This window comes from Deltaproteobacteria bacterium (assembly GCA_016875225.1).
GTDB lineage: Bacteria > Myxococcota_A > UBA9160 > SZUA-336 > SZUA-336 > VGRW01.
In genome coordinates, this window is the sequence record VGRW01000024.1 from 1 (window position 1) to 26,458 (window position 26,458).

Below are 26,458 nucleotides of genomic sequence, written 5' to 3' on the forward strand. Positions count from 1 at the left end.
GGGGCGCGCGCCGTCGAGAGGAGGCTTCCGCGCGCGATCGTGGCCGCCGGTATGGTCGGGCTCGCGGCTCTGCAGGTCCTCGCGCTCGCATACTCGATCTCGCGACTCGGGCACACGTTCACGATCGGTGCGCGCGAAGGGGGCGAGTGGGTCGCCGCGAATCTCCCGCCGGACGCGGTGATCGGCATGAAGGACAGCGGGATCTTCAGCTACTTCGCCCAGCGCCGGGTGATGAACCTGGACGGGCTGACGAACAGCTTCGAGTTCGCCGAAGCCGTCTGCAGCGGACGCATGGAAGCCTTCGTGCTCGGCCACGGCGTCGAGTACATCGCGCAGCACGCCGTGCCCCATGGCGTCCGGGTCGGCGACTACGAGACCTACACGCAGCCCTATCCTTGCGGTCTGCGTGGCGGCCCCGACGGCGAACTCGTGCTGCGACGCGAGCTCGAGGTCTTTCGCGGAACGCCGTACAAGAGCAGCGCCGGGCGAGAGGAGCAGCTCGTGATCTGGCGCCTCGCACGCGCGCCTGCCGAAGAGACCGGTCCGGCAGCAAGCCCCTAGACCGGAACCGGCCGGAGCTTCCGCTCGCGGGCCGCTCGCCAGAGATCGACCCAGCCGGGATCCTCGTAGCTCGCGTCCGACCTGGCGCCGATCGCGTCGAGGACGGCCGAAACCATCGAACCGCCGGTGCGAGGATGCGCGCTGACGCTCCAGAATGGAGACGCGAGCAGGTACGGAACGACGAGCCGGCCCTTGCGTCGCGGACCGAGCAGCAGCCGGGCACCCGGAAGCGCTGCGTCGTCGATCAGAACGCGGGAGCCCGGCCCGAAGCGCGGCTCGAGCAGCAGGAACTCGCGCAGCGTGTGCGTCGCGGAGGGCACGGAGTCGAAGAGCGCGAAGTCCACCCGCTCGTGCCGCGCCGCGATCTGCGCCAGGCCATGGAGACTGTCGCCGGCGAGAAAGGTCACTTCGTCGAGTGGGTCGCCCGCGCGCTCGCGGAGCTCGTCGAACTTCCTCGGATCGAGATCGCACGCGTAGACGCGAGCGCCGGTGCGCCGCGCGACCTCGGCCAGCACGAGCGTCGCGGGGCCACAACCGGCCTCGACGAAGACGAGTCGCTGCCGCGGCTCGGGCCGCAGATCCCCGAGCAGCTCGCGAATCAGCTCGCCGGGATCCTGCGCCGGGCAGGCGCGCCTGAACAACCGTTCGGCGTACCCGCGCAAGGTCTGCCAGGGAGCTCTCATCGACATCGTCTCCGCGACCGTCTCGCAGCCCGGATTCTCTCCGCGACGACGCGGTGCGGCAACACCCGAACGGCGCGGCCCCAGTCACACGCCGTGCTGTGCGGCCGAAGCGCTTCGCGGTATGGTGGCGAGGTGACCGGTTCCCTGCCACTCCGAGCCGCGCCGCGCGCTCCTCGCGGCCTGGCCGTGCCGCTGATCCTTCCCGGCGCAATCGATCTGCCGAAGGACTCGCGACCGCGAATCTACCTGGCGCCGATCGAGACCCGTCTCGATCTGCGAATCCTGCTGGCGAGCCTGTCGCGCGCGGGCCTGCCGGTTCCGCGCTGGGTGCCGTCGACGCGCGCCAAGCTCGCCGACGAGACGCTGCGCGCCGCATTCCTCGCAGGCGAGCCGATGCTCGTGCCCCTCTCGCCCCCGCGCTCGGGCCCCGACCGGCTGGCCCGGCTTCTGGCGTTCGCGCAGCAAGCGGGCGTCGAGGTCGATCTGGTGCCGGCGGAGCTGCTCTGGGGGCCGGTGGAGCGACCGCCGTCGCTCTGGAACCTGCCCTTCGGCAACCCCTACGACCCGCCCGGCTGGACGCGCTGGCTGCGCCTGCTCCGCCGCGGCTACGCGCGCGTGGTGATCGGCGCGCCGGGAACGCGCACGGCGCTCGAGGCGGAATCCCGCGCGCAGGGCGACAAGCTCGCGCTCTCCACCTTCGTGCGCGTCCAGGGCGTGAAGGCGCTCTCCCTCGCGCAGCGGCAGGTCTTCGGCGATCGCTACAAGGTTCCCAGGCTGCTCGCGGAGCAGATCCTCGGTGACTCGAGCTTTCAGGACCAGATCGCGGCCGCGGGAGCCACTCAGGGACTGACTCGCGATGAGTCTCTCCTGCGCGGGGACCGCGCCCTTCGCGAGCTCGCGACCAGTCACAACCTGTTCTCGATGGAGATCTTCCACCGCTTCGCGCGCTGGGTCTACGGGCTCGCATTCGATCCCCACATCGACATCGACCCGGGCGAGCTCGAGAAGCTCCGCGCGCTCGGGCGGCGCGCTCCGCTCGTCTTCATCCCGTCGCACAAGTCCAACTGCGATCACATGGCGCTCTACTCGCTCCTGTTCTCGTCGGGGTTTCCGCCCCCGCATACCGCGGCCGGGATAAACATGTCGTTCTTCCCGATGAGCCGGATCCTGCCCGGAACCGGCGCGTACTTCCTGCGCCGGTCGTTCCAGGACGACCCGATCTACAAGGAATCGCTGCGCGGCTTCATCAGCACCCTGGTCCAGCGCCGCTTCCACCAGGAGTTCTTCATCGAGGGCGGACGCTCGCGTTCGGGAAAGCTGCTGCCGCCCCGCTACGGGATCCTGAACTACATCGTCGACGGGGCGCGCCGCAACGACATAAGCGAGGTGCTCTTCATCCCGACCTCGATCGCCTACGACCAGATCCTCGAGCTCGCGGAGTACGTGCGCCAGAACCTCGGCGACGAGAAAGAGGCCGAGAGCTTCGTGTTCCTGCTGCGCCAGATCCGCGCCGCGCGGGCGCGCAAGCTCGGGCGGATCCATCTGCGCTTCGCCGAGCCGATCTCGCTGCGCGAGTACCTCGACCGCAGCGGCGACGACCGACTCGTGGTCGAGAAGCTCGCGTTCCGGATCTCGAACCAGATCAACGCCGTCACGCCGATCACGCCGGTGTCGCTCGCCTGCTCGATCCTGCTCGGCGCGGGCAAGCGTGCGCTCGGCGAGGCGGAGTTCAGAGCGCAGGCCGCGCGTCTGGTGGACTACGCGCACGAGCGCGGCATCGACGTGACCCAGGAAGTCTCAGCGGGCGCGGAGTCGGCGCTGCGCTGCGCCACCGACGCGCTCGCCGGAACCGGCGTGATCGAGCGCTACGCCGGGGGCGTGGAGCCGGTCTACTACGTGACCGAGAAGGGCCGGCACGCCGCCTCCTACTACCGGAACACGGTGATCCATTTCCTGCTCGGCCGCGCGATCGCCGAGCTCGCCATGCGCGCGGCGGCCGCCGACGCCGCAGGCCGGCGCGACGCACGCGGCTGGGCGCTGCGACTTCGCGAGCTGCTGAAGTTCGAGTTCTTCTTCTCCGACCGCGAATCGTTCGCGCGCGAGTTCGAGCGCGAGCAACAGCGGCTCGCGCGCGAGTCCGCCGCGGGACTGACTCCGATTCTCGCCGGCTGCCCGAGAATCCTGCTCGACTTCATCGAGAGCTATTGGGTCGTGGCGGAGACCTTGCGAACGCTGCGCTCTTCCGGAGAGCCGACGGCGCGCTCGGTCGTGCTGCGCCGCTGTCACGAGCTCGGCCGGCAGTTGCTCCTGCAGGACCGCGTGCAGTCCCCCGAGCTGCTCTCGAACATGAACTTCGGCAACGCGCTCAAGCTGCTCGAGAACCTGGGCGCAGCAGAGAAAGACGGCGAGCGCTGGCGCGCGGGCTCGCCGGAGCGCCTGGACGAGCTGGTCGCCGATCTCGAGCGCCTGATCGCGCTCGCGCGCAGCTGATCGGCGAAGAGAGGAAGAGGGGAGGCACCGGCGACGGATCCCCCCCAAGTTCCTATCGCCCGCGCCTCCGCCCTCCCCTGAACTTCGATTGCGGGAAAGCGAGCCGCAATTACGTGTCACTGATCGGCAGCTTCGCTCCGAGCTTGAGCGCCGTCTCGTGTGGTCGGGGGCGGTGGCAGGCTCAGAACGTCTTGGCAAGCCTCGCCAGCGTGTCGCGCAGGCCCCGCTCGAGCGCACGGCGAATCAGCCCGCCGGTGCCCGGAACGAGCGGCCTGAAGTCGACCTTCCAGGTCACGCGCGTCCCCGCGCCCTCGCGGTCGAAGCGAACCTCTCCCGAGTGGTCGCGAATCGGCGCGCCGGCGACCAGGCGATAGGCCATGCGCTTGGGCGGATCGAAGCCCGTGATCTCTTCCTCGATCGCCATGCCGGACTGTCGGATCACGCGGATCGCGCCCAGCCCGTTCGGTGCGGGATGACCCTGCTGTCGCAGGACGACTTCCTTCACCCCCGCCCAGTCCACCCAACCCTGGTGGTCGGTGTACCGCGCGAAGACCTCCTCCGGCGCGGCCGGCACGAGCTCCGAGACTTCGATCTGCATGGACGGCCATCTTAGCGTGCGGTATCGAGAGCGCGACGGAAGGGGGACGACTCTGAACCGAGCGCTTCGGCTCGTGGCATCCGCCGCGCTGCTTCTGCTGCCGGTCCGCTCGGCGCAGGCGGGGCCCGACCACGCCGGTGCGGCCGAAGCGCTCGTCTCTACACCATTTCGCGTCGCGGGCGATCTGATCGGGGCGGCGGGCCTGGCGTCGGCTTCGCTCGTCGGGCTCGCGGGCGACGCGATCGCGCTCGTCGACGCGAACCGCGTGACCGAGCCGGTGCTGCGGGCCATCCCGAGTCGCTGCGTCCGGCGCGTCGCGCTGGCGCTCTCGCAGGGCTCGACCGGTCTTCTCGAAGGGCTTCGCGCCGAGGACGTGGAGCGCCTGCCGGAGCCCGACGCCGCGTACCTGGCGAACGCCCCCGGCGCGGGCCGGCTCGACACGCTGCTCACGGGGCTCGGATCGCTGCGGCTCGCGCTAGAGGACGCGCTCGCGGGTCCGGCGCTGCTGCTGCTTCGCGCTTCGGGCGCGCGCGGCGCGGCTGAACGGGTCGACCTGTGGCAGCGCGACGAGCGGATTCGCGTACTCGGACCGCTTGCTCAGGAGCTCGGCGCAGGCTCCGGATCGGCTACGCTGCCGCGGTGAGACCGGCTCCGGGAAGCAAGCGCGTCGAGATCGTCGGACTTCGCGACGGCGAGCTCGGGACCCGCCACGAGACGATCGCGGTCGAGGAGCCGCTCGAGCTGCGGCTCGACGGAGGGGCGCTCGCCGTCGCGATGCGCACGCCGGGGCACGACGTCGAGCTCGCGGCCGGGTTCGTGGTCACCGAGGGGATCGTCGGCGATTTCGGCGCGGTATGCGCGATCGCGCACTGCGACGAGACCCGCAACACGATCGAGATCCGCACCGAGCCCGGCGCAGCGGGCGTTCGCGCGCCCGAAGTCCGACACTTCATCGCGTCGTCGTCGTGCGGGATCTGCGGCAAGGCGACGCTCGACGAAGCGCGAAGGCTCGCGCCGGCTCTGCGCCCCGACGGCATGCGCGTGGGGCTCGGCGTGCTCGAAGCCCTGCCCGACCGCCTGCGCGCCGAGCAACGCCTCTTCGACGAGACCGGCGCACTGCACGCCGCCGCGCTCTTCGATTCGACCGGTGCGCTGCTCTGCGCGCGCGAGGACATCGGCCGGCACAACGCGGTGGACAAGGTCGTCGGCTGGGCCGCGCTCGAGAGCCGGTTGCCGCTCTCACAGACGATTCTTCTGGTGAGCGGGCGACTCGGCTTCGAGATCGCGCAGAAGGCGCTGGTCGCGGGCATCCCCGTGCTCGCGGCGATCTCGGGCCCGTCGAGCCTCGCCGTCGAGCTGGCGCGGGCGAGCGGCATGACGCTGGTCGCGTTCCTTCGCGGCGCGAGCCTCAACGTCTACGCGGGTGCGGAGAGAATCGCGAATCCGGATCGCGCTCGGGTATGATGGCCGCCCACAGCGAGGAGAATCCGATGAAGCTCTACGACAGCTCGATGGCGCCCAACCCGCGCCGCGTGCGGATCTTCCTGGCCGAGAAGGGCATCACGGTTCCGACCGTGCAGGTCGACATCGGCAAGGCCGAGAACCGCTCGCCCGAGTTCCTGGCCAGGAATCCGCTCGGCGGAGTTCCCGTGCTCGAGCTCGACGACGGCACGTTCCTCTCCGAGTCGGTCGCGATCTGTCTCTACTTCGAGCTCACCCACCCGCAGCCTCCGCTGCTCGGCACCGACGCGCGGGACAAGGCCGTCGTCGAGATGTGGCAGCGCCGGATGGAGCTCGGGCTGCTCTCGAACACCGCGGGCTGCTTCCGCAACACGCATCCCTTCTTCAAGGGCCGGATTCCGCAGGTGCCCGAGTACGGCGCGGTGTGCAAGGAAGCAGCTGCGAAGCAGCTGGCCTGGCTCGACGGCGTCCTGGCGAAGTCGCGCTTCGTCGCTGGCGAGCGCTACACGATCGCCGACATCACCGCGCTGGTCGCGATCGACTTCGGTCGCGTCTCGGAAATCCGCATCCTGCCCGAGCAGAAGAACCTGACGCGCTGGTACGGCGAGGTCTCCGCGCGCCCGTCGGCGAAGGCCTGAGAGCCGCCGGTCAGTCCGCGCGGAGCAGCTCGCGAACCGGCCCGCGAATCGACTCGAACCACTTCTGGTGTCCGCGCGGCGAGAAGTGCCCGTCGCGCTCGCCCCAGTCGGCGGGTTCCGGGCTCGCGCGCAGGATCGGCAGGAGATCGACGACCCGGTCCACGCCGGCCAGCGCCTCGAGCCTCGGAACGAGCTCGCGCGTGGCGAGATCCATGTCCACGTCGCCCGCGAGCGCGGGCAGCGCGCGCAGCAGGCGCTCGGCGCTCGGATCGAGCACCTGGCTGCGCACGGGAATCACGACCACCAGCAGCCGCGCGCCGTGCGCGCGCGCCGCCTCGGCAACGAGCCCGACGCCGCGCGCGGTCTCGTCCAGGTACGGCCGGGTCAGCTGCGACGCTCGCAGCGCACGGGGCGCTCCGTACAGGCCGACGTCGCCCGGGTCGCGCAGCCTTCGGATCGCGAAGCGCAGCGCCACGTACGCGTGCGAGCGCGACTCGAGCCAGGCGTTGCACGGGTAGAACCAGTCGACCAGCGCGTCCAGGGAGAGGCCCGCGGGCAGGAGCCGGAACGGCCGGCGCTGCACGTCCTTCGCGGGCGGCAGTTTTTCCGCGTCGTCGGTGAGGTCGTTGCCCAGGTAGAGCGAGAGGATCACCAGGTCGAAGCGCGCGCCGGGTTCGGCGAGGCGCGCGCGCACGGCCGCGAGATACTGACTCGGGCCCCAGCCCGAGACGCCGGCCACGTTCGTACACGCTCCGGTGTCGGACTCGAGCCGCCGCCAGACGGTCGCCTCGAACGGCACCGCGAGCGCCTCGACGTACGAGTCGCCCATCACCAGGATCCGCCGGGCGCAGTCGGACCGGGCCCCTTCGGAGCAGGAGACGCGATCCCCCGCGGCGTCGGTGCAGATCTCGACGTCGCGGTCGCCGGTGTTCGCGAGCACCCGCGCGTCCGCGGCGTGCTTCCAGCCGATCGCCTCGTCTTGCTGCCAGAGATCCGGCACGTCCTGTGCGAGCACCTGCGGAGCGAAGACCCGCACGCCGATCTCGAAGAGCGCAGACGTGAGTGCGCCGAGCAGCGCGAGCAGCAGGGCCGCGAAGCCGAGCCGCCGCAGACTCACTCGAACTTCCGCTCTCGCCACCAGGGGTAGAACGCGGGCATGTCGGAGCTCGGCCGCTGGCGGAACTCCGGCTTGCGCTTGGCGAGGAACGACGCAACGCCCTCGTGCGCGTCGGCGCTCTGGCCGAGCGCGTGGATCGCCCGCGAGTCGATCTTGTGTGCCTCCATCGGATGATCCGCGCCAAGCATCTTCCAGACCAGCTGGCGCGAGACGGCCACCGAGATCGCCGAGGTGTTCTCGGCGATCTCGCGCGCGAGCTCGCGCGCCGCCGGGAGCAGCGCCTCGGGCGCGTGCAGACTTCGCACCAGACCCGCTTCGTGCGCCTCGCTGGCCGGAAACACGCGCCCGGTGTAGGCCCACTCGAGCGCCCGCGAGACTCCGACCACGCGCGGCAGGAACCAGCTCGAGGCCGCCTCGAGGCAGATGCCGCGGCGCGCGAAGACGAAGCCGAAGCGCGCGTCGGTGGACGCGATCCGGATGTCCATCGGCAGCGTCATCGTCACGCCCACTCCGACGGCCGGGCCGTTGATCGCCGCGATCAGCGGCTTCTTGCAGTCGTAGAGGCGAAGCGTCACGCGCCCCCCGCCGTCGCGCCGTCCCTCGATCCCGACGTCGGCCGAGCGATCGCGTGCGTCGAAGGTGCCGGAGCCGGCCGACAGATCCGCGCCCGCGCAGAACGCCCGGCCCGCGCCGGTCACGATGATCGCGCGCACGTCGTCGTCGGCATCGGCGCGGTCGATCGCGTCGAGCACCTCGAACATCATGCGGCCGGTGAATGCGTTCAGCTTCTGCGGCCGGTTCAGCGTGAGGGTGAGGACGTGGTCCTCGACCGAATAGAGGATCTCCTGATAGTCCATGCGATGCCTCCTAATCCCGCCGTGCGACGTGTTCGAAGAGCGCCTCGGTCTCCGCGGCCCAGCGCTCGAGGCCGAAGACGGACGCGATCCGCTGGCGCGCGGCGCAGCCCAGCGCGGCTGCGCGCGACGGATCTTCCAGCATTCCGCGAATCGCGCGCACGAGTCCGTCCACGTCTCCGGTCGGGTAGAGCACGCCGGTCTCGCGCGGCACGACGACCTCGCGAACGCCGCCGACGTCGGCTGCGACCACCGGGATCGAGAGTGCACCCGCGCGGAGCAGGCCCGCGGGAAGCCGCTCGTGCCGCGACGGCAGCACCAGCGCGCAGAAGCTGACCAGGAAGCGATCGGGCTCTGCGCTCGGCCCCGCGAAGAACACGCGCCGCTCCAGGCTCCGGCGGTGCACCTCGGCGCGAAGCGCGTTCTCCTCGGGCCCGTCGCCGACGATGCACAGGCAGACGTCCTCGGGCAGGCGCACGAGCGCGGCGATCGCGTCACCGACGGCCTTCTCCGGCGCGAGCGTCCCGACCACGCCGATCACGCGCGCGTCGCGCGGCACGCCGAGCTTCGCCTCGAGGTCGATCGGCTCGGTCGCGCCCGGTCGCGGCAGCTCGATGCCGTAGTGGACCACCTGACCGATCGCGCGCCCCCAGAGCTCGGCGAGCTGGTCACGATCGGCGAGCGACGTGAACAGCACCTGGTCCGGCAGACGCTCGAGCACGAAGCGCTCGAAGCCCGTGCCCTTCCGGCTCGGAACCCGATCCAGCGTCGCGACGAGCGCGGAGCGGGTCCGGCGCAGCCCGCGCGCGATGGCGGCGGGCAGAAGCAGCTGCGGCGAGTGCGCGTCGATCAGATCGATCGAGTGCTCGCGGCAGGCGCGCGCGATGGCCGCAACGGCTCCGGGCAGATTCGGCCATCCGGGAACGCGCACCGCCGTGTGGCCCCGCGACGCGATCTCGTCGACGGCCGAGCGTCCGGACGCCCCGATCACCACGCCGTGCCCGCGCGAGCGCAAGGCGCTGGCAAGGCGGAGAACCTGCGCCTCGCCCACCTCGATTCGCGCACCGTCGATCAGAAACAGAAGGTTCAGAACCGCAGCCCCAGCCCCGTCGCGCGCCACGTCGAGCCCCCAACCCCCAAGGGCACCGATCGCTTGCTTCGCCTATCGCGTCAAGACTCCTCGAAGCGCCGCGTATTCTAGCCGGCTCGCGCGCCGAAGTGCGCGCGCGCGCGAAAGATCAGCCAGGCCAGCGCCGCGAAGGCGAGAAACGGCGGCACGCCGAAGAGCAGTCGCTGGCCCTCCGCCCGCGGATCCAGCGACGCCCAGACGAGCATCCCGATCGCGATCTGCAGCGTGTACAGCGCGGCCCACGGGTGCATCCACGGGCGCATCTTCCAGAAGCCCCAGGAGCCGGCGGCGTAGATCGCCCAGTGCAGCGGCTCGGTGGCCTTCGCCGCCCAGCCCGTGAGCAGAACGCCGAACCAGACCTCCTGGTCGTCGGCGACCGGCTTCCAGAAGAAGTCGAACGGCATGTAGACGAAGCTCATGAAGAGACAGAACGCGAAGAGCCCGTTCATCCACCAGGGCCGCGCGCCGAACTTCACCTTACGACCCCGTGCGCCGACGCAGAAATGCGTCGATCGCCGCGTTCAGCAGGTCCGGCGCGTCGAAGTGGACCATGTGCCCCGCGCCCGGGATCTCCACGCACTCGACGTCGGGAAAGCAGGCGAGCCGGCGCTGCAGCTCGTCCGGGGCCAGGTACGCCTCGCCCTCGCCGCCGCGCTTGGAGCGGCCGAGATCGCGCCGCCAGAACTCGCCCGAGCGAGCACCGTTCACCGCGAGCGTCGGCACGCGGATTCGCGACCACATCTGCTCCATCTGGCCGAAGTTGAAGCTTCCCCAGCTCGTGACCAGGTACGGGTCCCACTTCCAGCGCAGTCCGCCCGCCGGGTGCGGGCGCACGCCCTGCTCGGCGAGGAAGCGCGCGCGCCCCGGCTCGAGTCCGGGGTGGCTGGCGAGGATGCGCCGCGTGGCCTCGTCCACGTTTTCGAGCCGCCGGCCCTCGGGATCGATCTGGTCGAGTCGTTCGACCATCGATCGCGCCCAATACACGCCGGCTTCGCGACTGCCCTCGCCTTCCCACGGCGGCGGGCCGAGGCCCTCGATCAGCACCAGCGCGCCGAGCACCTCGGGAAACAGGCCCGCGTACTGCGCGGAGACCTCGCCGCCGAAGCTGTGTCCGATCAGCACCGGCCGGTCGAGCCCGAGCCCGCGCACCGCCGCGCGCAGGTCGAGGATGAAGTGCGCGAGCGCGTAGTAGCCGACGTGGTCGCTGTCGCCGTGGCCGCGCAGATCGAGCGATACGACCCGGAAGCGATCGCGGAAGTGCTGCGCGACCGAGTCGAGGCTCCAGGCCAGGTCGCGCATGCCGTGGATCAGCAGCATCGACGGGGCTCCGGGTGTCGGCTCGCCGTAGTCGAGCGCCGCGACCTCGATCCGGTGGCTGCGCAGCCGGACCGATGCCGGCTTCGCGGCCGCCGGGTTGACTTTCGCCTTGATTTCGCCTCTCATGGGGCCAGCGAGGAGATCGACATGAGGATTGGCTTCACCAGGGATCAGAGCCGTTCGAGCAGCCGGGAGACCGCGTCCGCCACCGAGTCGTGCGACGTCGCCATCTCGAGGTTTCGCAGCCGGCTGCGCAGCAGCGATTTCTGCTCGGCCGACAGGGACTCGGCGACTCGGTCGATCTCGTCGGTCACCTGGAGGATGTCTCGCGCGGGCTCCAGATCGAGCAGCCGCACCAAGAGCCCGACGTCGCTGGGCATGCCGTAGCACTTGGAGTACTCGCGGAAGGTGCGGAGCAGGTTCTCGGCCCCGTCCGCGTCTCGCAGCCGCTCTTCGAGGCGGAGTCGGCCGCGGTCGGCCTTCTTCCCGAACAGCCGCTCTTCGACCTTGCGGCGATAGCGCGCCGCCGAGTTGTGAGCGCGCTGGCTTCGGGCATCGCGTCCGTGGCCGCCAGAGCCGGCGCCGTTTCCGCCGCGCTTGCGCTCGGGCCTCTGGGCGGCGACGTGGCCCGCCGGGGTCTTCTCCTGATCACTCACGCCTGTGCGCTCCTCATGGGCGTCCCTCGACCGAGCCGGGCCGGACGAAGGTGCAGGTCGGATCCGGTTGCGAGGCATCTCGGCCCGATCTCGGGCGCTCCAGAGTCGCTACCGGTTCGGAGGCCGGGATTCGATTCGGACTCCGACGAGCGGGGCGGCCGTAGCCGAGCACCCCACGCCGCGTAGCATGCCTCATCCTCGCGGCGCTGTCTCGGCTTTCTTCGGCGGACCCGCACGGATCCTTTTGCGCGCGAGCTGCGTGTCGCGTCTAGAATCGGCGCGGAGGTCGACCATGGGCGAGCTGCGCGAGATCGCATCCGGATTGCTCTTCCCCGAGGGGCCGATCTCGCTCGAGGACGGCAGCGTCCTGCTGGTCGAGATCAAGCGGGGGACGCTTACGCGAGTCGCGTCCGACGGGGCCAGGACGATCGTGGCCAAGACCGGAGGCGGCCCGAACGGCGCGGCAATCGGACCCGACGGGAAGATCTACCTGTGCAACAACGGCGGCTTCGAGTGGCACGAGGCGGGTCCGTTCCTGCTGCCGGGAAACCAGCCGAAGGACTACGCCGGCGGCTCGATCCAGCGCGTCGACGCGAAGAGCGGCGCCGTCGAGACGCTCTACACGAAGTGCGGAGCGCATGCGCTGCGCGGGCCGAACGACCTGGTCTTCGACGCGACCGGCGGCTTCTGGTTCACCGACCACGGCAAGACGCGCGAGCGCGATCGCGACCGCGGCGGGCTCTACTACGCGCGGCCCGACGGCTCGAGCATCCGCGAGGTCGTCTACCCGCTCGACTCACCGAACGGCGTCGGGCTCTCCCCGGACGGCTCGCGTGTCTACGTCGCCGAGACGCACACCGGCCGGGTCTTCTGGTGGGACCTCTCCGCGCCCGGCCAGATCCGCCCGCACGCGTCGCCGAACGGCGGGCACCTGCTGGTCGGCCTGCCGGGGATGCAGCTGCTCGACTCGCTCGCCGTCGACGCGGAGGGAAACGTCTGCGTGGCGACGATCGTGAATGGCGGCATCACGATCATCTCGCCGGACGGGTCGCGGACCGAGCACGTGCCGATGCCCGACCCGCTCACCACCAACATCTGCTTCGGCGGCCCGGATCTGCGCACCGCGTTCATCACGCTCTCGGCCACGGGGCGGCTCGTCGCCGTGCCCTGGAAGACAGCGGGGCTGAGGCTCGCGTTCTAGTCGCAGCTCCCCGCGGTGCCGGCGGTGCACTCGAGCGGGCAGGACGGGCACTTCGGGCCGGCGACCTTTCCGGCAAGCCCCCGGTACACCACCAGATCGGCCGAGTTGATCAGCGCGCCCGACTGGTCGAGGTCGTATCTCGCGCACGGATCCGAGCCGCTCGTCCCGCAGACGTCCTGCGCGCGGCTCTTGCCGCTGCTGGCGCGGTACTGGGTCAGGTCGGCCGTGCCGACCAGCGCGCCGGTTGCCGTGAAATCCGCGTCGCAGCGATTTCCGTAGCCGTCGTGGTCGTCGTCCCGCTGGCCGCCCGTGAGCGTCGCCCACGGGTTTGTCACGAGGAAGTCCGCGGCCTCGCGCGGATTCGGAGCGGCCGTGCAGTTGTCGCAGGCGTCGCCGACCAGATCCCCGTCGCCGTCCGCCTGGTCCGCGTTCGCGAGCGCCGGGCAGTTGTCGCAGGCGTCGCCGTCGAGGTCACCGTCCACGTCGGCCTGGTCGGCGTTCGCGACGGCCGCGCAGTTGTCGCACGCATCTCCGACCAGATCCCCGTCGCCGTCCGCCTGGTCCGCGTTCGCGAGCGCCGGGCAGTTGTCGCTCGCGTCGGGGACGCCGTCACCGTCGGCGTCGGGCTCGGGCGCGAGTGCGCGGATCGCCAGGCTGTGGCTCCCGCCCGCTGCGATCGCGGTGGCGCCTCCGGTGGTTCCGTCAACCGAGGCCGGCGGCGTTGCCTGGCCGTAGAAGTTCCCGCCCCAGCAAACGACGGCCGCGCTCCCGCTCTGGATTGCGCAGCTCTGCGCGCTGCCCAACGCGAGCGCGGAAGCGGTGCCGGACGTGCCGTTCACAGAGGCCGGCGGTGTCGCTGCTCCGGAGCTGTTCGAGCCCCAGCAGATGACCGCGTCGGTCCCGCTCTGGATCGCGCAGCTTCGCGATCCGCCGGCGGCGACGGCGCTGGCGCTTCCCGCGACGCCGTTCACCGAGTCGGGCGGCGTCGATTGCCCGGAGCCGTTGGCTCCCCAGCACACGACCGCTCCGGTTCCGCTCTGGATCGCGCAAGCGTGCTGCAGCCCCGCCGCGACCCGGATCGCGCTGCCCGAGCTGCCGTTCACCGAGGCCGGCGGCGTCGCCTGCCCGAGCCCGCCGTCGCCCCAGCACACGACCGCGCCGGTGCCGCTCTGGACCGCGCAGCTGTGGTGCAGTCCGGCGGCGATCCCGAGCGCGCCCCCGGAGCTGCCGTTCACCGACGCCGGCGGCGTCGACTTTCCGAATGCGTTGTCGCCCCAACACACGACGGCGTCGGTCTCGGTCTGGATCGCGCACTCGTGGAACTCGCCCGCCGCGATCGCCGACGCGGTTCCCGAGCTGCCGTTCACGGAAGGCGGCACCACCGTCTGACCGTAGTCGTTGCGCCCCCAGCAGACGGCCGCAAGGCTTCCGCTCTGGATCGCACAGCCGTGCAGGCCGCCCGCCGAGACGGCGGCCGCGTTGCCGGACACCCCGTTCACCGGGTCCGGCGGCGTCGACTGCCCGAAGTAGACGCCGCCCCAACACACCACGGCACCGGTTCCGCTCTGGATCGCGCAGCTGTCGATGGCGCCGGCGGCGATTCCCGCTGCTCCGCCGGAGCTGCCGTCGACGGAGGACGGAGGCATCGCCTGCTCGGATCCGTCGCTTCCCCAACAGACGACGGCCGCGGGCACTCCGCTCCGGATCGCGCAGCTGTGCGACGTGCCCGCCGCGATGGCGGTGGCTGTCCCCGAGGTTCCGTTCACGGAGGATGGCGGCGTCGACTGCCCGTAGCCGTCCGACCCCCAGCACACGACGGCCTCGGTTCCGCTCTGGATCGCGCAGCTGTGCGACCCGCCCGCGGCGATCGCCGTGGCGCTGCCGGAGCTGCCGTCGACGGAGGCCGGAGGCGTCGCTTCTCCGCCGGAATCGTCTCCCCAGCAGACGACCGCTCCGGTTCCGCTCTGGATCGCGCAGCTGTGCTCCGTTCCCGTCGCGATCGCCGATGCGCTTCCCGAGCTGCCGTCGACGGAAGCCGGCGGCGTCGCCTGGCCGAGCGCGTTGTCGCCCCAGCAGACGACTGCATCGGTGCCGCTCTGGATCGCGCAGGCGTGCCGCCAGCCCGCGGCGATCGCCGTCGCTGCGCCGCTACTGCCGTTCACCGACGGCGGAGGGGTCGCACGCCCGTAGGTGTTGGATCCCCAGCAGACGACCGCGCCCGTGCCGGACTGGACCGCGCAGGCGTAGTTCAGTCCGGCGGCGATCGCGGCGGCGGTGCCGGAAGCGCCGTTCACGGAGGCCGGAGGCACCGTCGATCCCAGCGCGTTGTAGCCCCAGCAGACCACGGCGCCGCTGCCGCTCTCGATTGCGCAGGAATGCGCGTACCCTGCCGAGAGTGCAGACGCGCTGACGGCCGGCGGCGCGCCCGAGCCCCAGCCGACCACGGGCCCGTCCGCAATCGCGCTTGCGGCGACGCTCAGCGCAAGCGCGATTGCGCCGGCCACTGCGAGCAGACGCGGCCGTATCACTGTCGAGGAACGCATGGGCCCATTCTCCGCATGATGAGTCGCATGATGAGTCGCAGGGCGTCGGATTCAGGTGACGCCGACGCTCTCCGCACAGAGTCCCACGATCGACTCGCGATTGGAAATCGCTACAGGGTGCGCGTCACCTTCGAGATTCCTGCCGGGCGGTCAGGGTCGCGGCCGCGGGCGCGCGCAAGCCAGAACGCGAGCAGCTGACCGGCAACTGCGGCGGGGATCGGGGCGAGCCACTCGTCCGCGAGGGGAAGCCGCAGATCCGCACCGATCTCGTCGGAGATGCGCACGAGCCGCGCGCCGCGCTCGACCAGGTCGAGGCCGAGCCTGCGCACGTCGCCGCGCGCGGGACCGGCGAGCTCGATCGTGAAGACCGGCGCGCCGGACGAGGCGAGCGCGATCGGGCCGTGGCGATAGTCGGCGGCCGAGAAGGGCTCGGCGAAGACGCCGGAGAGCTCCTTCAGCTTGAGCGCCCATTCCAGGGCGACCGGAAAGCCGTAGCCGCGCCCGATCAGCGCGCAGGACGCGTGCGACGCGAGCGCATTCGCGAGATCGCGCACTTCTGGCTGGATCGCGAGCGAGCGCGATGCGAGCTCCGGCACGAGCGCGAGCGACGGCTCGTCCTCGCCGCGCATTCCCGCGACCAGATGTGCGAGCGCGTAGAGCGTGGTCGTGAACGATCCCGTCGCCGCCACCGAGCGCTCGCCGCCCAGGTGGAGCGGCACGACGTGCTCGGCGGCCGCGGCGAGCGGCGAGTCGACGCGGTCGGTGATCGCGAGCGTGGGCGCGCCCTGCGCGCGGGCGACCTCGATCACGCGCACGACGTCGGGCGAGGCGCCGGACTGCGAGATCGCGATCGCGAGCCAGCCCGCGAGCCGAGGCGCGCGCTCGTAGATGGTGAACAGCGACGGCGCCGCCAGCGCGACGGGGATCCGCGCGCGCGCGCCGAGCAGGTACTTCGCGTACACCGCCGCGTGGTCGGAGCTGCCGCGCGCTGCGATCATCACGCCCGCGGGCTGCCGCGCGGCGAGCTCCGCGCCGAGCACACGCAGCTTCGCGCCCTCGGCCACCCGGAAGTGCTCGAGCCGATCCGGCTGCGCGAAGATCTCGCGCGCGAGCTCCGATTCGCTCATCTGTCCCCCGAGCCGAGGCTACCATTCCCGGCGATGCAGGCGAGGGAAGGCGAGCCGGTGCTCACGCTGCGCAACCGCCGCGGCAGCGAGGCGAGCTTCAGCGCGCGCGGCGCCGCGCTGACGCGATTTCGCGTCGCCGGCGCAGACGTCGTGCTGGGCTTCGACGCCCCCGCGCGCTACGACGCGGCGCATCCCTACCTGGGCGTGATCGCCGGGCGCTTCGCGAATCGCATCGCCCGAGGGCGTTTCGATCTCGACGGTCGCGAGCACGCGCTCGCACCCAACGACGGCGCGCACCACCTGCACGGCGGACCCGACGGCATGTCGCACCGGCTCTGGTCCGGCGAGAGCGACGGCGACGCGCTGCGCTTCCGCATCGCGAGCCCCGACGGCGACCAGGGCTACCCGGGGCGGCTCGAGGCCGAGGCGAGCTACACGCTCGACGACGACGATGCGCTGCGCATCGAGCTCCGCGCGCGCTGCGACCGCGCGACGATCGTGAGCCTTGCCAGCCACGCGTACTGGAACCTGCGCGACGGCGGCGCGAGCCCGATCCTGGACCACGAGCTCTGGCTGGACGCGGACGCGTACCTGCCCGTGGACGCAGCGGGCATTCCGACCGGCGAGCTCCGCGGCGTGCGCGGAACGCCGTTCGACTTCACCCGTCCCACGCGGATCGGCGCGCAGATCGCTGCGGCGGAGCGGCTCGCGCTGCGCGGGGGCTACGACCATTGCTTCGCGCTTCGCGGCTCGGGCCTGCGCCGGGTCGCGCGGCTCCGCGATCCGTCGAGCGGCCGCGCGCTCGAGGTCGAGACGACACAGCCCGGTGTGCAGCTCTACACCGGGAACTTCCTCGACGGGACCCTGATCGGCCACGGGGGCGCCGTCTACCGGCGCCACCACGGCCTCTGCCTCGAGACGCAAGCCTACCCGGACGCGCCCAACCACCCTTCGTTCCCGTCGGCGCGGCTCGACCCCGGCGCAGAGTACGCGCACACGACGATCTACCGTGTGACGGAGGCATAGCCGAGCGAAGTCGAACGAGGCCGGACGCGAAGCCGCCTTCGCGTCCGGCGCGCAAGCGGCGACTCCGTCGCCGCGCGCAGCGAGGCGGAGCCGAGCGAAGTCGAAAAGTCAGGATCGGGGCAGACCGAGAATCCGCTCCGCGACGATGTTCTTCTGGATCTCGCTGGTGCCGCCCGCGATCGTCTGAGCGCGATCGCCGAGCCAGCGCATCGCCACCGCGCGCGCGTCCGTCGCCTGGCCGTGGCTCTCGTAGAGCTGACCGTAGGCGCCGAGCAGCGCGAGGTGCGCGGTCGACATCCGCTGCGCGAGGGACGTCCCGGCGAGCTTCATCGCCGCGGACAGGTGCGGATTCAGGCGGCCGTTCAGCCCGTCGGTCATGCCGCGGTAGCCGGAGTACTTCGAGATCGCGCACGCGGTCGCGAGCTCCGCGATCTCCTGGCGGGTGCGCGGGTCCGCGCTCTTGCCGCGCCGCTTCGCGGCCGCGATCAGGCGCTGAAGCGTCTCGTCCTGGCGCATGCCGCCGGCGATTCCGTTTCGCTCGTTCACGAGCGCGCCCGAGATGATCTTCCAACCCTCGCCCTCCGCGCCGAGCCGGTTCGCCACCGGCACGCGCGCGTCGGTCATGAACACCTCGTTGAACTCCGAATCGCCGGTGATCTGCACGATCGGCTTCACTTCCATGCCCGGCGCGTTCATCTCCATCAGCAGCACCGTCAGACCGTCGTACTTCGAGTCGCCCATTCCCGGCACGCGCACCAGGCAGAAGTACCAGTTCGAGAGGTGCGCGATCGTGGTCCAGATCTTCTGTCCGTTCACCACGTAGTGGTCGCCGTCGCGGACCGCGCGCGTCTGCGTGTTGAACATGTCGGAGCCCGCGCCCGGCTCGGAGTAGCCGGTGGCCCAGATGTCCTCGCCCGACAGGATTCGCGCGACGAACTTCTGCTTCTGCGCTTCGGTGCCGAACTTCATGATCGCCGGCCCGACCCACCAGATGCCCATCTGCCCGGGCACGCCCGGCGCCTTCGCGCGCGTGAGCTCCTCGGACAGGATCGCCTGCTCCATGTCGGAGAGCCCCGCGCCGCCGTACTCCTTCGGCCAGGCCGCGCCGAGGAAGCCGCCGGCGTGCAGCTTTCGCTGCCAGGCCTTGCCGTCCTCGAGCGAGAGCGGGCCCTTCTGCGCGGGCGCGTTCTTCTCCAGCCAGGTGCGAACTTTGCTTCGAAAGGCCTCTTCCTCGGGCGTATAGTTCAGATCCATGGCGGCGATCCTATCACCGGGGCGCCGGCGGATTCTCGTCCTGCTCGCGCTGTGGCTCGGAGCGGGAACGGCACACGGCGGTCCCTGCGATCTGCTCGGCGGCGACGGGGACGGCGACGGGATCTGCGACGATGGAAGCGCCTCCGGGACGGTCGGCGACCTGCCCTGCTCGTGCCCGGCAGGCGCGCCGCCGGAGTGCATCGCTGGCTGCGACGACAACTGCCCCTGGCTCGCGAACCCGACACAGCTCGATGTCGGCCGCGTGGGCGATCCGGACCTGCCCGACGGCATCGGCGACGCATGTCAGTGTCACGACGCGAGCGACGACGGGCGCGGGAACGTGCTCGACTCGGTCCTGTACGCGCGCGCGGCCGCGAGCCTGCTCCCCGATCTCGCGGCGCCCGGGAAATGCCGCGGCCCCGGTCCGGCGGCCTGCGACGCGGGCGACGTCGCGAGCCTGCGCGCGGCGCTCGCCACCCCGGCCGCGCCGCCCGTCGCCACCTGCCTGGCCTCGGGCGCCTGCACCGCGAGCGCGGACTGCCCGGCCGGAATCGCCTGCGACCTGGCCGAAGAGCTCTGCGCGAAGAACGCCGGCCAGGCCTGCGTGCAGAACGACCAGTGCCTCTCGAACGGCTGCTGCGCCGACGTCTGCGCCGACCTGGAGACCGACGTCGCGAACTGCGGCGCCTGCGGCTTCGGCTGCACGAACGCTCACGGCACGACGAGCTGCCTCGCGAGCGAGTGCGCGCCGGTCTGCACGGGGCTCTGGGGTGACTGCGACGGCCACCCCGAGGACGGCTGCGACACCTCGCTCGAGACGCCCTCGCACTGCGGCGCCTGCGGCGTCCACTGCGGCCCGATTCCGCACGCGGCCGAGACCTGCGCCGGCGGGACCTGCGGGATCTCGTACTGCCACGGCGGTTGGGCGAACTGCAACGCCGAGCTCGGCGACGGCTGCGAGATCTCGCTCAACTCCTGTGGCAGCGCCGCCTGCTGCACCAGCTCGGCTCTCGGCAGCGTCGCGGGAGACGGCCCCGGCTGCTCGGCATTCGCCAGCCAGAGCGATCGCGGTGAGACCTGTTTCACCGCGGCTTTCCGCGAGGACGACTCAGGCTGTGCTCCGGTCGCGGGCCTGATCGAGCTCGTCGCCCCTGCAGACGTGAACTACAACCTCTATCTGACTGTCCCCGCGGGGGTGACCTGCCAGCGCTGGACCGGCAGCTTCTGGACCGCCTCGGCGAGCTGCGCCAGCACGAACGGGATGGGCATCGCCGACAAGGTGCGCTTCGTCAACGCCGAGAGCTGCACACCGCCGGGCCCCGGCGACCTGGTCGACCAGACCGTGAGCGTCAGTGTCGAGATCCGCTTCAACAACGGCTACGGCTGCGGGAACTGGACGCTCACCGCGTCGGGCGGGAGCGGCTGCTACTGAAAGCGCGGGCTCGCGCCCGGATCAGGTCTTGAGCCGCAGCGCGCCCATGTAGTCGCGCTTGCCGAGCGGCACGCCCTTCATGCGCAGGATGTCGTAGGCCGTGGTGGCGTGGAAGTGCAGGTTCGGAATCGAGAACGACATCAGGAAGCCCTCCGCCGTGAAGGGCATCTTGAAGTCGCCCATCTGGAACGTGACGTCCTTGCCCTGCAACGCGTCGACCGCCTCGCGCGAGAGCTTCTGCAGCGCGTCGCGCGCGTCGGCGACGAGCTTCTGCAGCTCGGAGTAGTCCTGGTTCATCGGACCCGACGGCGGCTTGAACACGCCGGCCTGCACTCCCTCGATGGCGCCCTTCGAGTGGTGCACCACCGAGAGGACCTGGAAGCGGAACGGCAGCATGTCCGGATGGAGCCGCGTCTCGACGAGCTCCTTCAGGTCGATGTGGTTCGCCTGGCAGTGCGCGAGCCCTTTGCCGAGGAAGCCCGCGACGCCGCCGAGCACTTGCAGGAACGAAGCGACGCTTACGTCGTACAGGGGGATGGCCATGGTCCGATCTCCGCTTGTGGGTTCGGAGCAGTGTCGATCATCCGGGCCTGCGAGCGCCAGTCGGGCTGGCCGTCCACGCGAAGGTTGAGGAAAGCCGCGCTCGAAGCCTCTATCGTGTCCGCCACTGGGGGATCGGAATGACACGTTCTCGGATCGTTCTCGTGCTCGCATTTTCGGGTGCCGTGCTGGCGGGCTGCGCGGGGAAGAAGGCGGAGCAGGCTCAGCCGACGGCGGCCGCGGCGCAGCCGAGCACGCCGGTCGTCGAGGTGACGGCGTCGACGCTGAACATCCGCGCGACGGCGAGCCCGACCGGCGCCGTGGTCGGCGCGCTGAAGCGCGGTGAGCGCGCAAACGCGCCGCAAGCGGCGTCGGGCGGCTGGCTCTACGTCGAGACCGACGCAGGAGCGAAGGGGTACGTCGCTTCCCAGTACGTTCGCGCGGTCGAGGCGCCCGCAGCCGCACCGCCCGCAGCTGCGCCGGCCGCAGCCGCGCCGGCGCCGGCCCCGAGCGCGCCAGCGAAGGCGGAGAAGAGCGCGAAGGCTCCCGCGAAGCCCGCGCCTCCCGGCAGCAAGCTCGCCAAGGTCACCAACGGGATGAGCGAGGCTCAGGTGATCGAGATCCTCGGCGCGCCGACGAGCCAGCAGAACTACATGACCGGCAAGGCGTGGATCCCCTACTACTACGGCTCCGACACCTCGCGCCTGGACTACCGCTACAAGGGCGTCGGCATCGTGGTCTTCAGCCGCAGCCGCTACTCGGGCGGCACGAAGGTGATCCGCGTCGACTACGACCCGAGCGAGGACGGCCTGCCGTAGCAAACGCGAGCGCGGCTAGCGCGTCGCCCCGTCGCGCCTTCGCGCGGCGGCGAAGAGCGCTTCGATCAGCGCGGGCTCGGCGGGCGAGTGCGCGAGCAGCGCCAGGTTCTCGTCGACGTGCTCGGGCCCGCGCATGGCGCAGAGCGCAGTGGTGAGGCCCGGCGTGCTGCGCGCGAACTGCAGACACCGCTGTGCGTCGCTCGAGAGCCCGGGAAACGCCTGGCGGAAGAACGGCGGCAGCCCGCGCGTCGCGCGCCCCTGCACCAGCGGCTGCGCGCCGAAGACGGCGGTGCCCGTGTCGCGAAGCGTGTCGAAGAGCGAGGCCGCGTGCGAATCCGGGCCGAACTGCGACTCGAGCCCCTTCGCCTCGCCGAGCGCCACGTTGTAGGGAAGCGCGATCCCGCGCAGGTGGTGGTCGGGCCCGCCCACGTCGATCGCGGTCTGGAACACGTCGAGGATCGAGAGGTGGCCTCGCTCCCAGTACGGGAGCAGCAGCCCGTGCCAGGTCGAGAGCCCGTACGCGGCGATCGCGCCGCGCGCGACCGCGGATTCGAGCGCCTCGAAGAGCCGCGCGAGCTGGTCCTTGAACAGCGTCGGTCCGCGCGCCGCGAGCTCGAGCTCGGGATCCTCGAGCAGATACAGGTCGATCGTCTCGAGGCCCAGGTTGCGCCGGCTGCGCTCGATCTGGTCCGCGACGAAGGCCGGGCGCAGCACGTGCACGCCGTTCACGACGTCGTTCGGGTCGACGATCCCCGTGTCGACGTAGGTCGTGATCAGGTAGCGCCGGCCCTCGATCACGCTCTCCGCGTCCACCGAGAGATAGCCGCACTTCGAGATCACGAAGACCTCCTCGCGCGCCGCGATCTTCTCGGCAAACGCCCGGCGCAGCGCGCGGCCGAGCGCCCGTTCGCTGGTCATCTGGCGGTACGAGATGGAGGTGTCGAAGACGTTCACGCCGCCCTCGAGCAGCCGCGGCAGCGCCGAGCGGTAGAGCAGATCGTCGACGCCGCCGGGCGCGCCGGGCTTCGTGCCCAGTCCGAGCGAGGAGAGCGTGAGACGATCGGGCTTGCGGAAGTTCCCGGGCAGGCCGGGGAAGCGCGAGGCGAAGCGCCGCGTGCCCTCGGGCGTGGCGCGGCCCGGGTGGAGCTCGGACTCGGGCATCGCGCGCAATCTACCCCGCGCACGGCCCGGTCGCACGGATGACAGCGCGCGGGCATTTCGGGCACGATGCGCCGTCGCGACGAGGAGAAGCTGCCGTGGAGTTCAATCTGGCCGAGATCAACGAGGCGATCGCCGCCGCGATTCCCGACCGCGAGATGATGGTCTGGCGCGGGCGCCGGCTGACGTACGCGCAGGTCGCGGAGCGCACGCGTCGGCTGGCGAACTACCTGCACGGTCGCGGTCTGGGCGCAAAGCGCGAGCGCTCGGAGCTCGCCGGCTGGGAATCCGGGCAGGACCACGTCGCGCTCTACCTGTACAACTGTCCCGAGTACATCGAGGGCATGCTCGGCGCGTACAAGGCACGCACGGCTCCCTTCAACGTGAACTACCGCTACGTCGAGGAGGAGCTGGTCTACCTGCTCCGCGACTCGAAGGCGCGCGCGATCGTGTACCACGCCGCCTTCGCGCCGACGCTCGCGAAGATCCGCCCGCAGCTCCCCGACCTCGAAGTGCTCCTGCAGGTCGAGGACGATTCCCGCCACGCGCTTCTTCCCGGCGCGGTCGAGTACGAGGCCGCGCTCGCGAGCAGCTCGCCCGCGCGCGCGCCCGTCGAGCCCTCGCCCGACGATCTGTACATCCTGTACACGGGCGGAACCACGGGCATGCCGAAGGGCGTGCTCTGGCGGCAGGCCGACATCTTCGTCGGCGCGCTCGGCGGGCGCGGACCCGGCGGCGCAGAGCCGCAGTCGCTGGCGGAGATCGCCGAGCGCGTGAAGGCGGGCGGTGCGAAGTCCCTGCCCACGCCGCCGCTGATGCACGGCGCCGCGCACTGGGCTTCGTTCAACGGCTTCCACTCCGGAAGCACGGTGATGTTCCAGGACGTGACCGATCGCTTCGACCCGCACGACGTGCTCGGCATGGTCGAGCGCGAGAAGATCAACGTGATGCTGATCGTCGGCGACGCGTTCGCGCGCCCGCTGATCGATCAGCTCCGCGTGCAGAGCTACGATCTGTCGAGCTTGTTCGCGCTGGTCTCCGGCGGCGCGGCGCTGAACGCGACGCTGAAGAAGGAGCTGCTCGAGCTGCTCCCCAAGGTGATGATCATCGACGCGATCGGCTCGTCGGAGACCGGCTCGCAGGCACAGAACGTCAGCACCGAGGCGACCGGCGCGACCACCGGCACGTTCAACCTCGGCCACGGCGCCTGCGTCCTCTCCGAGGATCTGTCGCGGATCCTCGAGCCGGGCCACGAGGGGCTGGGCTGGTTCGGGCAGACCGGCCGCGTGCCGCTGGGCTACCTCGGCGACCGCGCCAAGACCGAGCGCACCTTCCCCGCGATCGCGGGCGTGCGCTACTCGGTGCCCGGGGATCGCGCGCGGCTTCGCGCCGACGGAATCCTGGAGCTTCTCGGCCGCGACTCGGTCACGATCAACTCCGGCGGCGAGAAGATCTTCGCCGAAGAGGTCGAGCACGCGCTGAAGTCGCACCCCGCGGTCTTCGACGCGGTGGTCTGCGGGCGGCCGAGCGAGCGCTGGGGCAACGAGGTGGTCGCGATCGTGCGGCTTCGCGAGGGCAAGCCCGCCAGCGAGAAGGAGCTGCTCGAGGAGTGCGCGAAGCACCTCGCGCGCTACAAGCTGCCCAAGGCGTTCATCTTCCGCGACGAGATCGTGCGCTCGCCGTCGGGCAAGGCCGACTACCGCTGGGCGAAGCAGCAGGCGACCGGCTAGCCGCCGGGCTGCAGGAGGGTCGATCGGATGGACTTCGGGATCGCCCTGGCATCGACGACCGAGAGCTGGCGCGCGGCGAAGCGCGCCGAGGCGCTCGGCTTCAAGTACGCCTGGTTCTACGACACGCAGCTGCTGAACCCGGACGTCTTCGTGTGCATGGCGCTCGCGGCGCGCGAGACGAAGCGCATCCGGCTCGGGACGGGCGTGCTGATCCCGTCCAACCGGATCTCGCCGGTGGCGGCGAACGGCCTGGCGACGCTTGCGAAGCTCGCGCCAGGGCGGATCGACTTCGGTGTGGGCACCGGCTTCACCGGCCGGCGCACGATGGGGCAGGACGCGATCAAGCTCGCCGAGATGGAGCGCTACATCGCCGAGGTGCGCGGCCTGCTTCGCGGCGAGACGGTCGAAGCGCTGCTCGAGGGCGAGAAGAAGAAGATCCGCTTCTTGAATCCCGAGCTCGGCCTGATCCACCTGGGCGCGGAAATTCCGCTGCACCTCTCCGCGTTCGGCCCGAACGCGCGCGCGCTGGTCGCGAAGCTCGGCGCGGGCTGGGCGTTCTTCAGCGGCGCGCAGGCGCCGGCGCTGGGGGCGCTTGCGGGAATGCAGGCGAGCTGGAAGTCCGCGGGCCGAAGCGAATCGCTCTACGCGAACCTGTTCACGCTCGGATGCGTGCTCGCGCCGGGCGAGCGCCCGACCAGCAAGCGGGCGCTCGCGCAGGCGGGACCGCTCGCCGCGGTTCTGTTCCACGACCTGGTCGAACGCAGCACGCTCGGCGAGGTCATGGGCGCGCTGCCGCCGTTCCTCTCCGACGCGGTCGGTCGCTACGCCGAGATGTACCAGAAGTACGAGCCCGCCGACGCGCGCTGGCTCGCGGTGCACCGCGGCCACCTGATGTTCGTGCGCCCCGAGGAGCGGCCGTTCCTCACCCGGGAGCTGATCGAGGCCTTCACGTTCACCGGGCGGCCCGACGCACTGCGCGGGCGGGTCGAGGAGCTCCGCGACGCCGGCTACGCGCAGCTCACGATCCAGCTCGTCGAGGGCCAGGAGAGCGCGCTCGCCGACTGGGCGAAGCTGCTCGGGCCGCTGGGTCTGCGGAAGCCTGTGAGGCGAACGCGGAGCCGGCGCCGCTAGCCGCTGCGGTCTGCGCCTTGCGGCTTCTGGAGCTGCGCGCGAAGCGCGAGCCGCCAGGACTCCGAATCCGGCGAGGCTACACCGCGAAGCGACAGGTCGTCGGCGACCAGCCAGAGCGCGTGGCGAAGCCGCGCGCGGTCGCGCTCGAGCTCGGGCGAGGGCGTCGCGCTCTCGCCGCCGAGCGCGAGCGCCGCCACCGAGTCGGTCGGTCCGAAGAGGTCCGTGCCCGCGACGTCGGCCCAGAACGCCTCGAGCTCGACGCGCATCTCCTCGCGCGCCGCGAGCGAGCGGACCGCGAGCGCCTGCGGCGTGTGGCCGTATTTGGCGAGCAGGCGCGCGATCTCGTCGAGCGGGGTCACTTCTCGGGCCAGCCCGCGCTCTTCTCCTCGACGATCCGCCAGCCGCCGTCCGGTCCGGCGCCGAGCACGAGCTCGATCGCGCTCGAGCCCGCGTCCTGCGAGCTCCGCCGCGTGGCGCGCACGCGAACGCGCTCGCCCTCGGTCTCGAAGACGGGCTCGCGCCAATCGACCGAGATGCCCTCGACCTGCTCGCGCGCGATCGCCTCTCGGACCACGAGCTTGTACTCCGATCCGCGCAGGCCCCGATCGCCGGCGAGGGTGACCGACGCGTCCACGCCGTAGCAGTCGGTGAGCTGATCGTCCTGGCGGCGCAGCAGGTCGCGACAGTGCTCGAACAGACGCCGTGCGGTGTCGGACGGCGACTCGCCCGCTTTGGCGTGAACCAGCGCCGGGCGGTCGGTCTCGACCTGCGTCCGCGCCTCGATCGACTTCGCGCGCTCCCCGTCGCGGCGGATCGAGACGGGCAGGAGCAGCGTGTCGGCCACCAGCGAGAACGGCAGGTCGACCGCCGTGAGCACCACCCAGCCGAACGACAGGTGCAGGAACGCCGGGCCCATGATCCCGAGGTCCTTGCGCACGCCGCTGTACACGTACGGGCCCTCGTACCCGCGGCCGAGCTGAGTGTCGAGCGACAT

Annotated in this window: 26 protein-coding genes; 11 read left to right on the forward strand and 15 right to left on the reverse strand. The window is 71.3% G+C overall.

Annotated elements, in window-relative coordinates; genetic code table 11:
• Nucleotides 1-39: 39 nt before the first annotated feature.
• Nucleotides 40-561: a hypothetical protein gene (locus FJ108_08120; protein ID MBM4335863.1), complete on the forward strand. Its 522-nt coding sequence runs from the start codon at nucleotides 40-42 to the stop codon at nucleotides 559-561.
• On the opposite strand, the gene FJ108_08125 is transcribed toward FJ108_08120, so the two are convergent.
• Nucleotides 558-1,250, reverse strand: a complete 693-nt coding sequence (locus FJ108_08125) for a class I SAM-dependent methyltransferase (protein MBM4335864.1) — start codon at nucleotides 1,248-1,250, stop codon at nucleotides 558-560. The genes FJ108_08120 and FJ108_08125 overlap by 4 nt on opposite strands.
• A gap of 126 nt (nucleotides 1,251-1,376) precedes the next feature.
• Here FJ108_08125 and FJ108_08130 point away from each other — a divergent pair, with 126 nt between their 5' ends.
• Nucleotides 1,377-3,734, forward strand: coding sequence for a hypothetical protein (locus FJ108_08130; GenBank protein MBM4335865.1), 2,358 nt, complete (start codon nucleotides 1,377-1,379; stop codon nucleotides 3,732-3,734).
• Nucleotides 3,735-3,915: 181 nt separating this feature from the next.
• Here the strand turns inward: FJ108_08130 and FJ108_08135 are convergent, their stop codons facing one another.
• On the reverse strand, nucleotides 3,916-4,623 hold the full coding sequence (locus FJ108_08135) for an SRPBCC family protein (protein ID MBM4335866.1): 708 nt from the start codon (nucleotides 4,621-4,623) through the stop codon (nucleotides 3,916-3,918).
• Here FJ108_08135 and FJ108_08140 point away from each other — a divergent pair.
• Genes FJ108_08140 through FJ108_08150 form a run of 3 tightly spaced genes read left to right on the forward strand, consistent with a single transcriptional unit; the run spans nucleotide 4,598 to nucleotide 6,431 of the window.
• On the forward strand, nucleotides 4,598-4,975 hold the full coding sequence (locus tag FJ108_08140) for a hypothetical protein (protein ID MBM4335867.1): 378 nt from the start codon (nucleotides 4,598-4,600) through the stop codon (nucleotides 4,973-4,975). The two genes, FJ108_08135 and FJ108_08140, sit on opposite strands and share 26 nt — an antisense overlap.
• Complete coding sequence (gene fdhD, locus FJ108_08145) at nucleotides 4,972-5,796, forward strand: formate dehydrogenase accessory sulfurtransferase FdhD (protein ID MBM4335868.1); 825 nt, start codon at nucleotides 4,972-4,974, stop codon at nucleotides 5,794-5,796. The genes FJ108_08140 and fdhD overlap by 4 nt, the downstream gene beginning before the upstream one ends.
• 26 nt (nucleotides 5,797-5,822) lie before the next feature.
• Nucleotides 5,823-6,431: a glutathione S-transferase family protein gene (locus FJ108_08150; protein MBM4335869.1), complete on the forward strand. Its 609-nt coding sequence runs from the start codon at nucleotides 5,823-5,825 to the stop codon at nucleotides 6,429-6,431.
• A gap of 10 nt (nucleotides 6,432-6,441) precedes the next feature.
• On the opposite strand, the gene FJ108_08155 is transcribed toward FJ108_08150, so the two are convergent.
• The 6 genes from FJ108_08155 to FJ108_08180 all read right to left on the reverse strand — a co-directional run bounded on the left by FJ108_08155 (nucleotide 6,442) and on the right by FJ108_08180 (nucleotide 11,504).
• Nucleotides 6,442-7,548 (reverse strand): hypothetical protein, encoded by a 1,107-nt coding sequence (locus tag FJ108_08155; GenBank protein ID MBM4335870.1) that lies wholly within the window; start codon nucleotides 7,546-7,548, stop codon nucleotides 6,442-6,444.
• Nucleotides 7,545-8,405 (reverse strand): enoyl-CoA hydratase, encoded by an 861-nt coding sequence (locus FJ108_08160; protein ID MBM4335871.1) that lies wholly within the window; start codon nucleotides 8,403-8,405, stop codon nucleotides 7,545-7,547. Before FJ108_08160 ends, FJ108_08155 begins: the two co-directional genes overlap by 4 nt.
• Nucleotides 8,406-8,415: 10 nt before the next feature.
• Nucleotides 8,416-9,522 carry a glycosyltransferase family 4 protein gene (locus FJ108_08165; protein MBM4335872.1) on the reverse strand — a complete coding sequence of 369 codons (1,107 nt, stop codon included), beginning with the start codon at nucleotides 9,520-9,522 and terminating at the stop codon, nucleotides 8,416-8,418.
• 77 nt (nucleotides 9,523-9,599) lie between these two features.
• The gene (locus tag FJ108_08170) at nucleotides 9,600-10,007 is read right to left on the reverse strand and encodes a hypothetical protein (GenBank protein ID MBM4335873.1); all 408 of its coding nucleotides are present in this window, start codon (nucleotides 10,005-10,007) and stop codon (nucleotides 9,600-9,602) included.
• A gap of 1 nt (nucleotide 10,008) precedes the next feature.
• On the reverse strand, nucleotides 10,009-10,974 hold the full coding sequence (locus FJ108_08175) for an alpha/beta hydrolase (GenBank protein MBM4335874.1): 966 nt from the start codon (nucleotides 10,972-10,974) through the stop codon (nucleotides 10,009-10,011).
• A 44-nt stretch (nucleotides 10,975-11,018) separates the two neighbouring features.
• The gene (locus FJ108_08180; protein ID MBM4335875.1) at nucleotides 11,019-11,504 is read right to left on the reverse strand and encodes a hypothetical protein; all 486 of its coding nucleotides are present in this window, start codon (nucleotides 11,502-11,504) and stop codon (nucleotides 11,019-11,021) included.
• A 301-nt stretch (nucleotides 11,505-11,805) separates the two neighbouring features.
• Here FJ108_08180 and FJ108_08185 point away from each other — a divergent pair, with 301 nt between their 5' ends.
• The gene (locus FJ108_08185; protein ID MBM4335876.1) at nucleotides 11,806-12,705 is read left to right on the forward strand and encodes an SMP-30/gluconolactonase/LRE family protein; all 900 of its coding nucleotides are present in this window, start codon (nucleotides 11,806-11,808) and stop codon (nucleotides 12,703-12,705) included.
• Here the strand turns inward: FJ108_08185 and FJ108_08190 are convergent.
• Together FJ108_08190 and FJ108_08195 are read right to left on the reverse strand one after the other, a co-directional pair.
• Nucleotides 12,702-15,248, reverse strand: coding sequence for a hypothetical protein (locus tag FJ108_08190; GenBank protein ID MBM4335877.1), 2,547 nt, complete (start codon nucleotides 15,246-15,248; stop codon nucleotides 12,702-12,704). The two genes, FJ108_08185 and FJ108_08190, sit on opposite strands and share 4 nt — an antisense overlap.
• 110 nt (nucleotides 15,249-15,358) lie before the next feature.
• Nucleotides 15,359-16,375, reverse strand: coding sequence for an SIS domain-containing protein (locus tag FJ108_08195; protein ID MBM4335878.1), 1,017 nt, complete (start codon nucleotides 16,373-16,375; stop codon nucleotides 15,359-15,361).
• Between the two features lie 33 nt (nucleotides 16,376-16,408).
• Here FJ108_08195 and FJ108_08200 point away from each other — a divergent pair, with 33 nt between their 5' ends.
• Nucleotides 16,409-17,401 carry a galactose mutarotase gene (locus FJ108_08200; GenBank protein ID MBM4335879.1) on the forward strand — a complete coding sequence of 331 codons (993 nt, stop codon included), beginning with the start codon at nucleotides 16,409-16,411 and terminating at the stop codon, nucleotides 17,399-17,401.
• 108 nt (nucleotides 17,402-17,509) lie between these two features.
• Here the strand turns inward: FJ108_08200 and FJ108_08205 are convergent, their stop codons facing one another.
• Nucleotides 17,510-18,655, reverse strand: a complete 1,146-nt coding sequence (locus FJ108_08205; GenBank protein ID MBM4335880.1) for a hypothetical protein — start codon at nucleotides 18,653-18,655, stop codon at nucleotides 17,510-17,512.
• On the opposite strand from FJ108_08205, the gene FJ108_08210 reads away from it, so the two are divergent.
• Nucleotides 18,654-20,087, forward strand: a complete 1,434-nt coding sequence (locus tag FJ108_08210) for a hypothetical protein (protein MBM4335881.1) — start codon at nucleotides 18,654-18,656, stop codon at nucleotides 20,085-20,087. The genes FJ108_08205 and FJ108_08210 overlap by 2 nt on opposite strands.
• A 21-nt stretch (nucleotides 20,088-20,108) precedes the next feature.
• Here the strand turns inward: FJ108_08210 and FJ108_08215 are convergent, their stop codons facing one another.
• Nucleotides 20,109-20,630 (reverse strand): DUF1993 domain-containing protein, encoded by a 522-nt coding sequence (locus FJ108_08215; protein MBM4335882.1) that lies wholly within the window; start codon nucleotides 20,628-20,630, stop codon nucleotides 20,109-20,111.
• Between the two features lie 137 nt (nucleotides 20,631-20,767).
• On the opposite strand from FJ108_08215, the gene FJ108_08220 reads away from it, so the two are divergent.
• Nucleotides 20,768-21,445, forward strand: a complete 678-nt coding sequence (locus FJ108_08220; GenBank protein MBM4335883.1) for an SH3 domain-containing protein — start codon at nucleotides 20,768-20,770, stop codon at nucleotides 21,443-21,445.
• A 15-nt stretch (nucleotides 21,446-21,460) separates the two neighbouring features.
• On the opposite strand, the gene FJ108_08225 is transcribed toward FJ108_08220, so the two are convergent.
• Nucleotides 21,461-22,606 (reverse strand): aldo/keto reductase, encoded by a 1,146-nt coding sequence (locus FJ108_08225; GenBank protein MBM4335884.1) that lies wholly within the window; start codon nucleotides 22,604-22,606, stop codon nucleotides 21,461-21,463.
• A gap of 95 nt (nucleotides 22,607-22,701) precedes the next feature.
• On the opposite strand from FJ108_08225, the gene FJ108_08230 reads away from it, so the two are divergent.
• Nucleotides 22,702-24,333, forward strand: a complete 1,632-nt coding sequence (locus FJ108_08230; protein MBM4335885.1) for an acyl-CoA synthetase — start codon at nucleotides 22,702-22,704, stop codon at nucleotides 24,331-24,333.
• Between the two features lie 27 nt (nucleotides 24,334-24,360).
• Nucleotides 24,361-25,464 (forward strand): LLM class flavin-dependent oxidoreductase, encoded by a 1,104-nt coding sequence (locus FJ108_08235; GenBank protein MBM4335886.1) that lies wholly within the window; start codon nucleotides 24,361-24,363, stop codon nucleotides 25,462-25,464.
• Here FJ108_08235 and FJ108_08240 read toward each other — a convergent pair.
• Both FJ108_08240 and FJ108_08245 read right to left on the reverse strand, forming a co-directional pair.
• Nucleotides 25,461-25,823 (reverse strand): hypothetical protein, encoded by a 363-nt coding sequence (locus FJ108_08240; protein ID MBM4335887.1) that lies wholly within the window; start codon nucleotides 25,821-25,823, stop codon nucleotides 25,461-25,463. The two genes, FJ108_08235 and FJ108_08240, sit on opposite strands and share 4 nt — an antisense overlap.
• A complete protein-coding gene (locus FJ108_08245; protein ID MBM4335888.1) occupies nucleotides 25,820-26,458 on the reverse strand; it encodes a YceK/YidQ family lipoprotein in 639 nt (212 codons plus the stop codon). The genes FJ108_08240 and FJ108_08245 overlap by 4 nt, the downstream gene beginning before the upstream one ends.

What these genes read in the sequence shown, in the direction of transcription:
- FJ108_08125 (MBM4335864.1), bottom strand. Translation starts at nt 1,250, where the DNA reads ATGTCGATGAGAGCTCCCTGGCAGACCTTGCGCGGGTACGCCGAACGG.
- FJ108_08135 (MBM4335866.1), bottom strand. Translation starts at nt 4,623, where the DNA reads ATGGCCCGCAGCACCGGCTCGGTCACGCGGTTCGCGTCGACGAGCGCG.
- FJ108_08150 (MBM4335869.1), top strand. Translation starts at nt 5,823, where the DNA reads ATGAAGCTCTACGACAGCTCGATGGCGCCCAACCCGCGCCGCGTGCGG.
- FJ108_08160 (MBM4335871.1), bottom strand. Translation starts at nt 8,405, where the DNA reads ATGGACTATCAGGAGATCCTCTATTCGGTCGAGGACCACGTCCTCACC.
- FJ108_08175 (MBM4335874.1), bottom strand. Translation starts at nt 10,974, where the DNA reads ATGAGAGGCGAAATCAAGGCGAAAGTCAACCCGGCGGCCGCGAAGCCG.
- FJ108_08190 (MBM4335877.1), bottom strand. Translation starts at nt 15,248, where the DNA reads ATGCGTTCCTCGACAGTGATACGGCCGCGTCTGCTCGCAGTGGCCGGC.
- FJ108_08195 (MBM4335878.1), bottom strand. Translation starts at nt 16,375, where the DNA reads ATGAGCGAATCGGAGCTCGCGCGCGAGATCTTCGCGCAGCCGGATCGG.
- FJ108_08200 (MBM4335879.1), top strand. Translation starts at nt 16,409, where the DNA reads ATGCAGGCGAGGGAAGGCGAGCCGGTGCTCACGCTGCGCAACCGCCGC.
- FJ108_08210 (MBM4335881.1), top strand. Translation starts at nt 18,654, where the DNA reads ATGGCGGCGATCCTATCACCGGGGCGCCGGCGGATTCTCGTCCTGCTC.
- FJ108_08205 (MBM4335880.1), bottom strand. Translation starts at nt 18,655, where the DNA reads ATGGATCTGAACTATACGCCCGAGGAAGAGGCCTTTCGAAGCAAAGTT.
- FJ108_08215 (MBM4335882.1), bottom strand. Translation starts at nt 20,630, where the DNA reads ATGGCCATCCCCCTGTACGACGTAAGCGTCGCTTCGTTCCTGCAAGTG.
- FJ108_08220 (MBM4335883.1), top strand. Translation starts at nt 20,768, where the DNA reads ATGACACGTTCTCGGATCGTTCTCGTGCTCGCATTTTCGGGTGCCGTG.
- FJ108_08225 (MBM4335884.1), bottom strand. Translation starts at nt 22,606, where the DNA reads ATGCCCGAGTCCGAGCTCCACCCGGGCCGCGCCACGCCCGAGGGCACG.
- FJ108_08235 (MBM4335886.1), top strand. Translation starts at nt 24,361, where the DNA reads ATGGACTTCGGGATCGCCCTGGCATCGACGACCGAGAGCTGGCGCGCG.
- FJ108_08245 (MBM4335888.1), bottom strand. Translation starts at nt 26,458, where the DNA reads ATGTCGCTCGACACTCAGCTCGGCCGCGGGTACGAGGGCCCGTACGTG.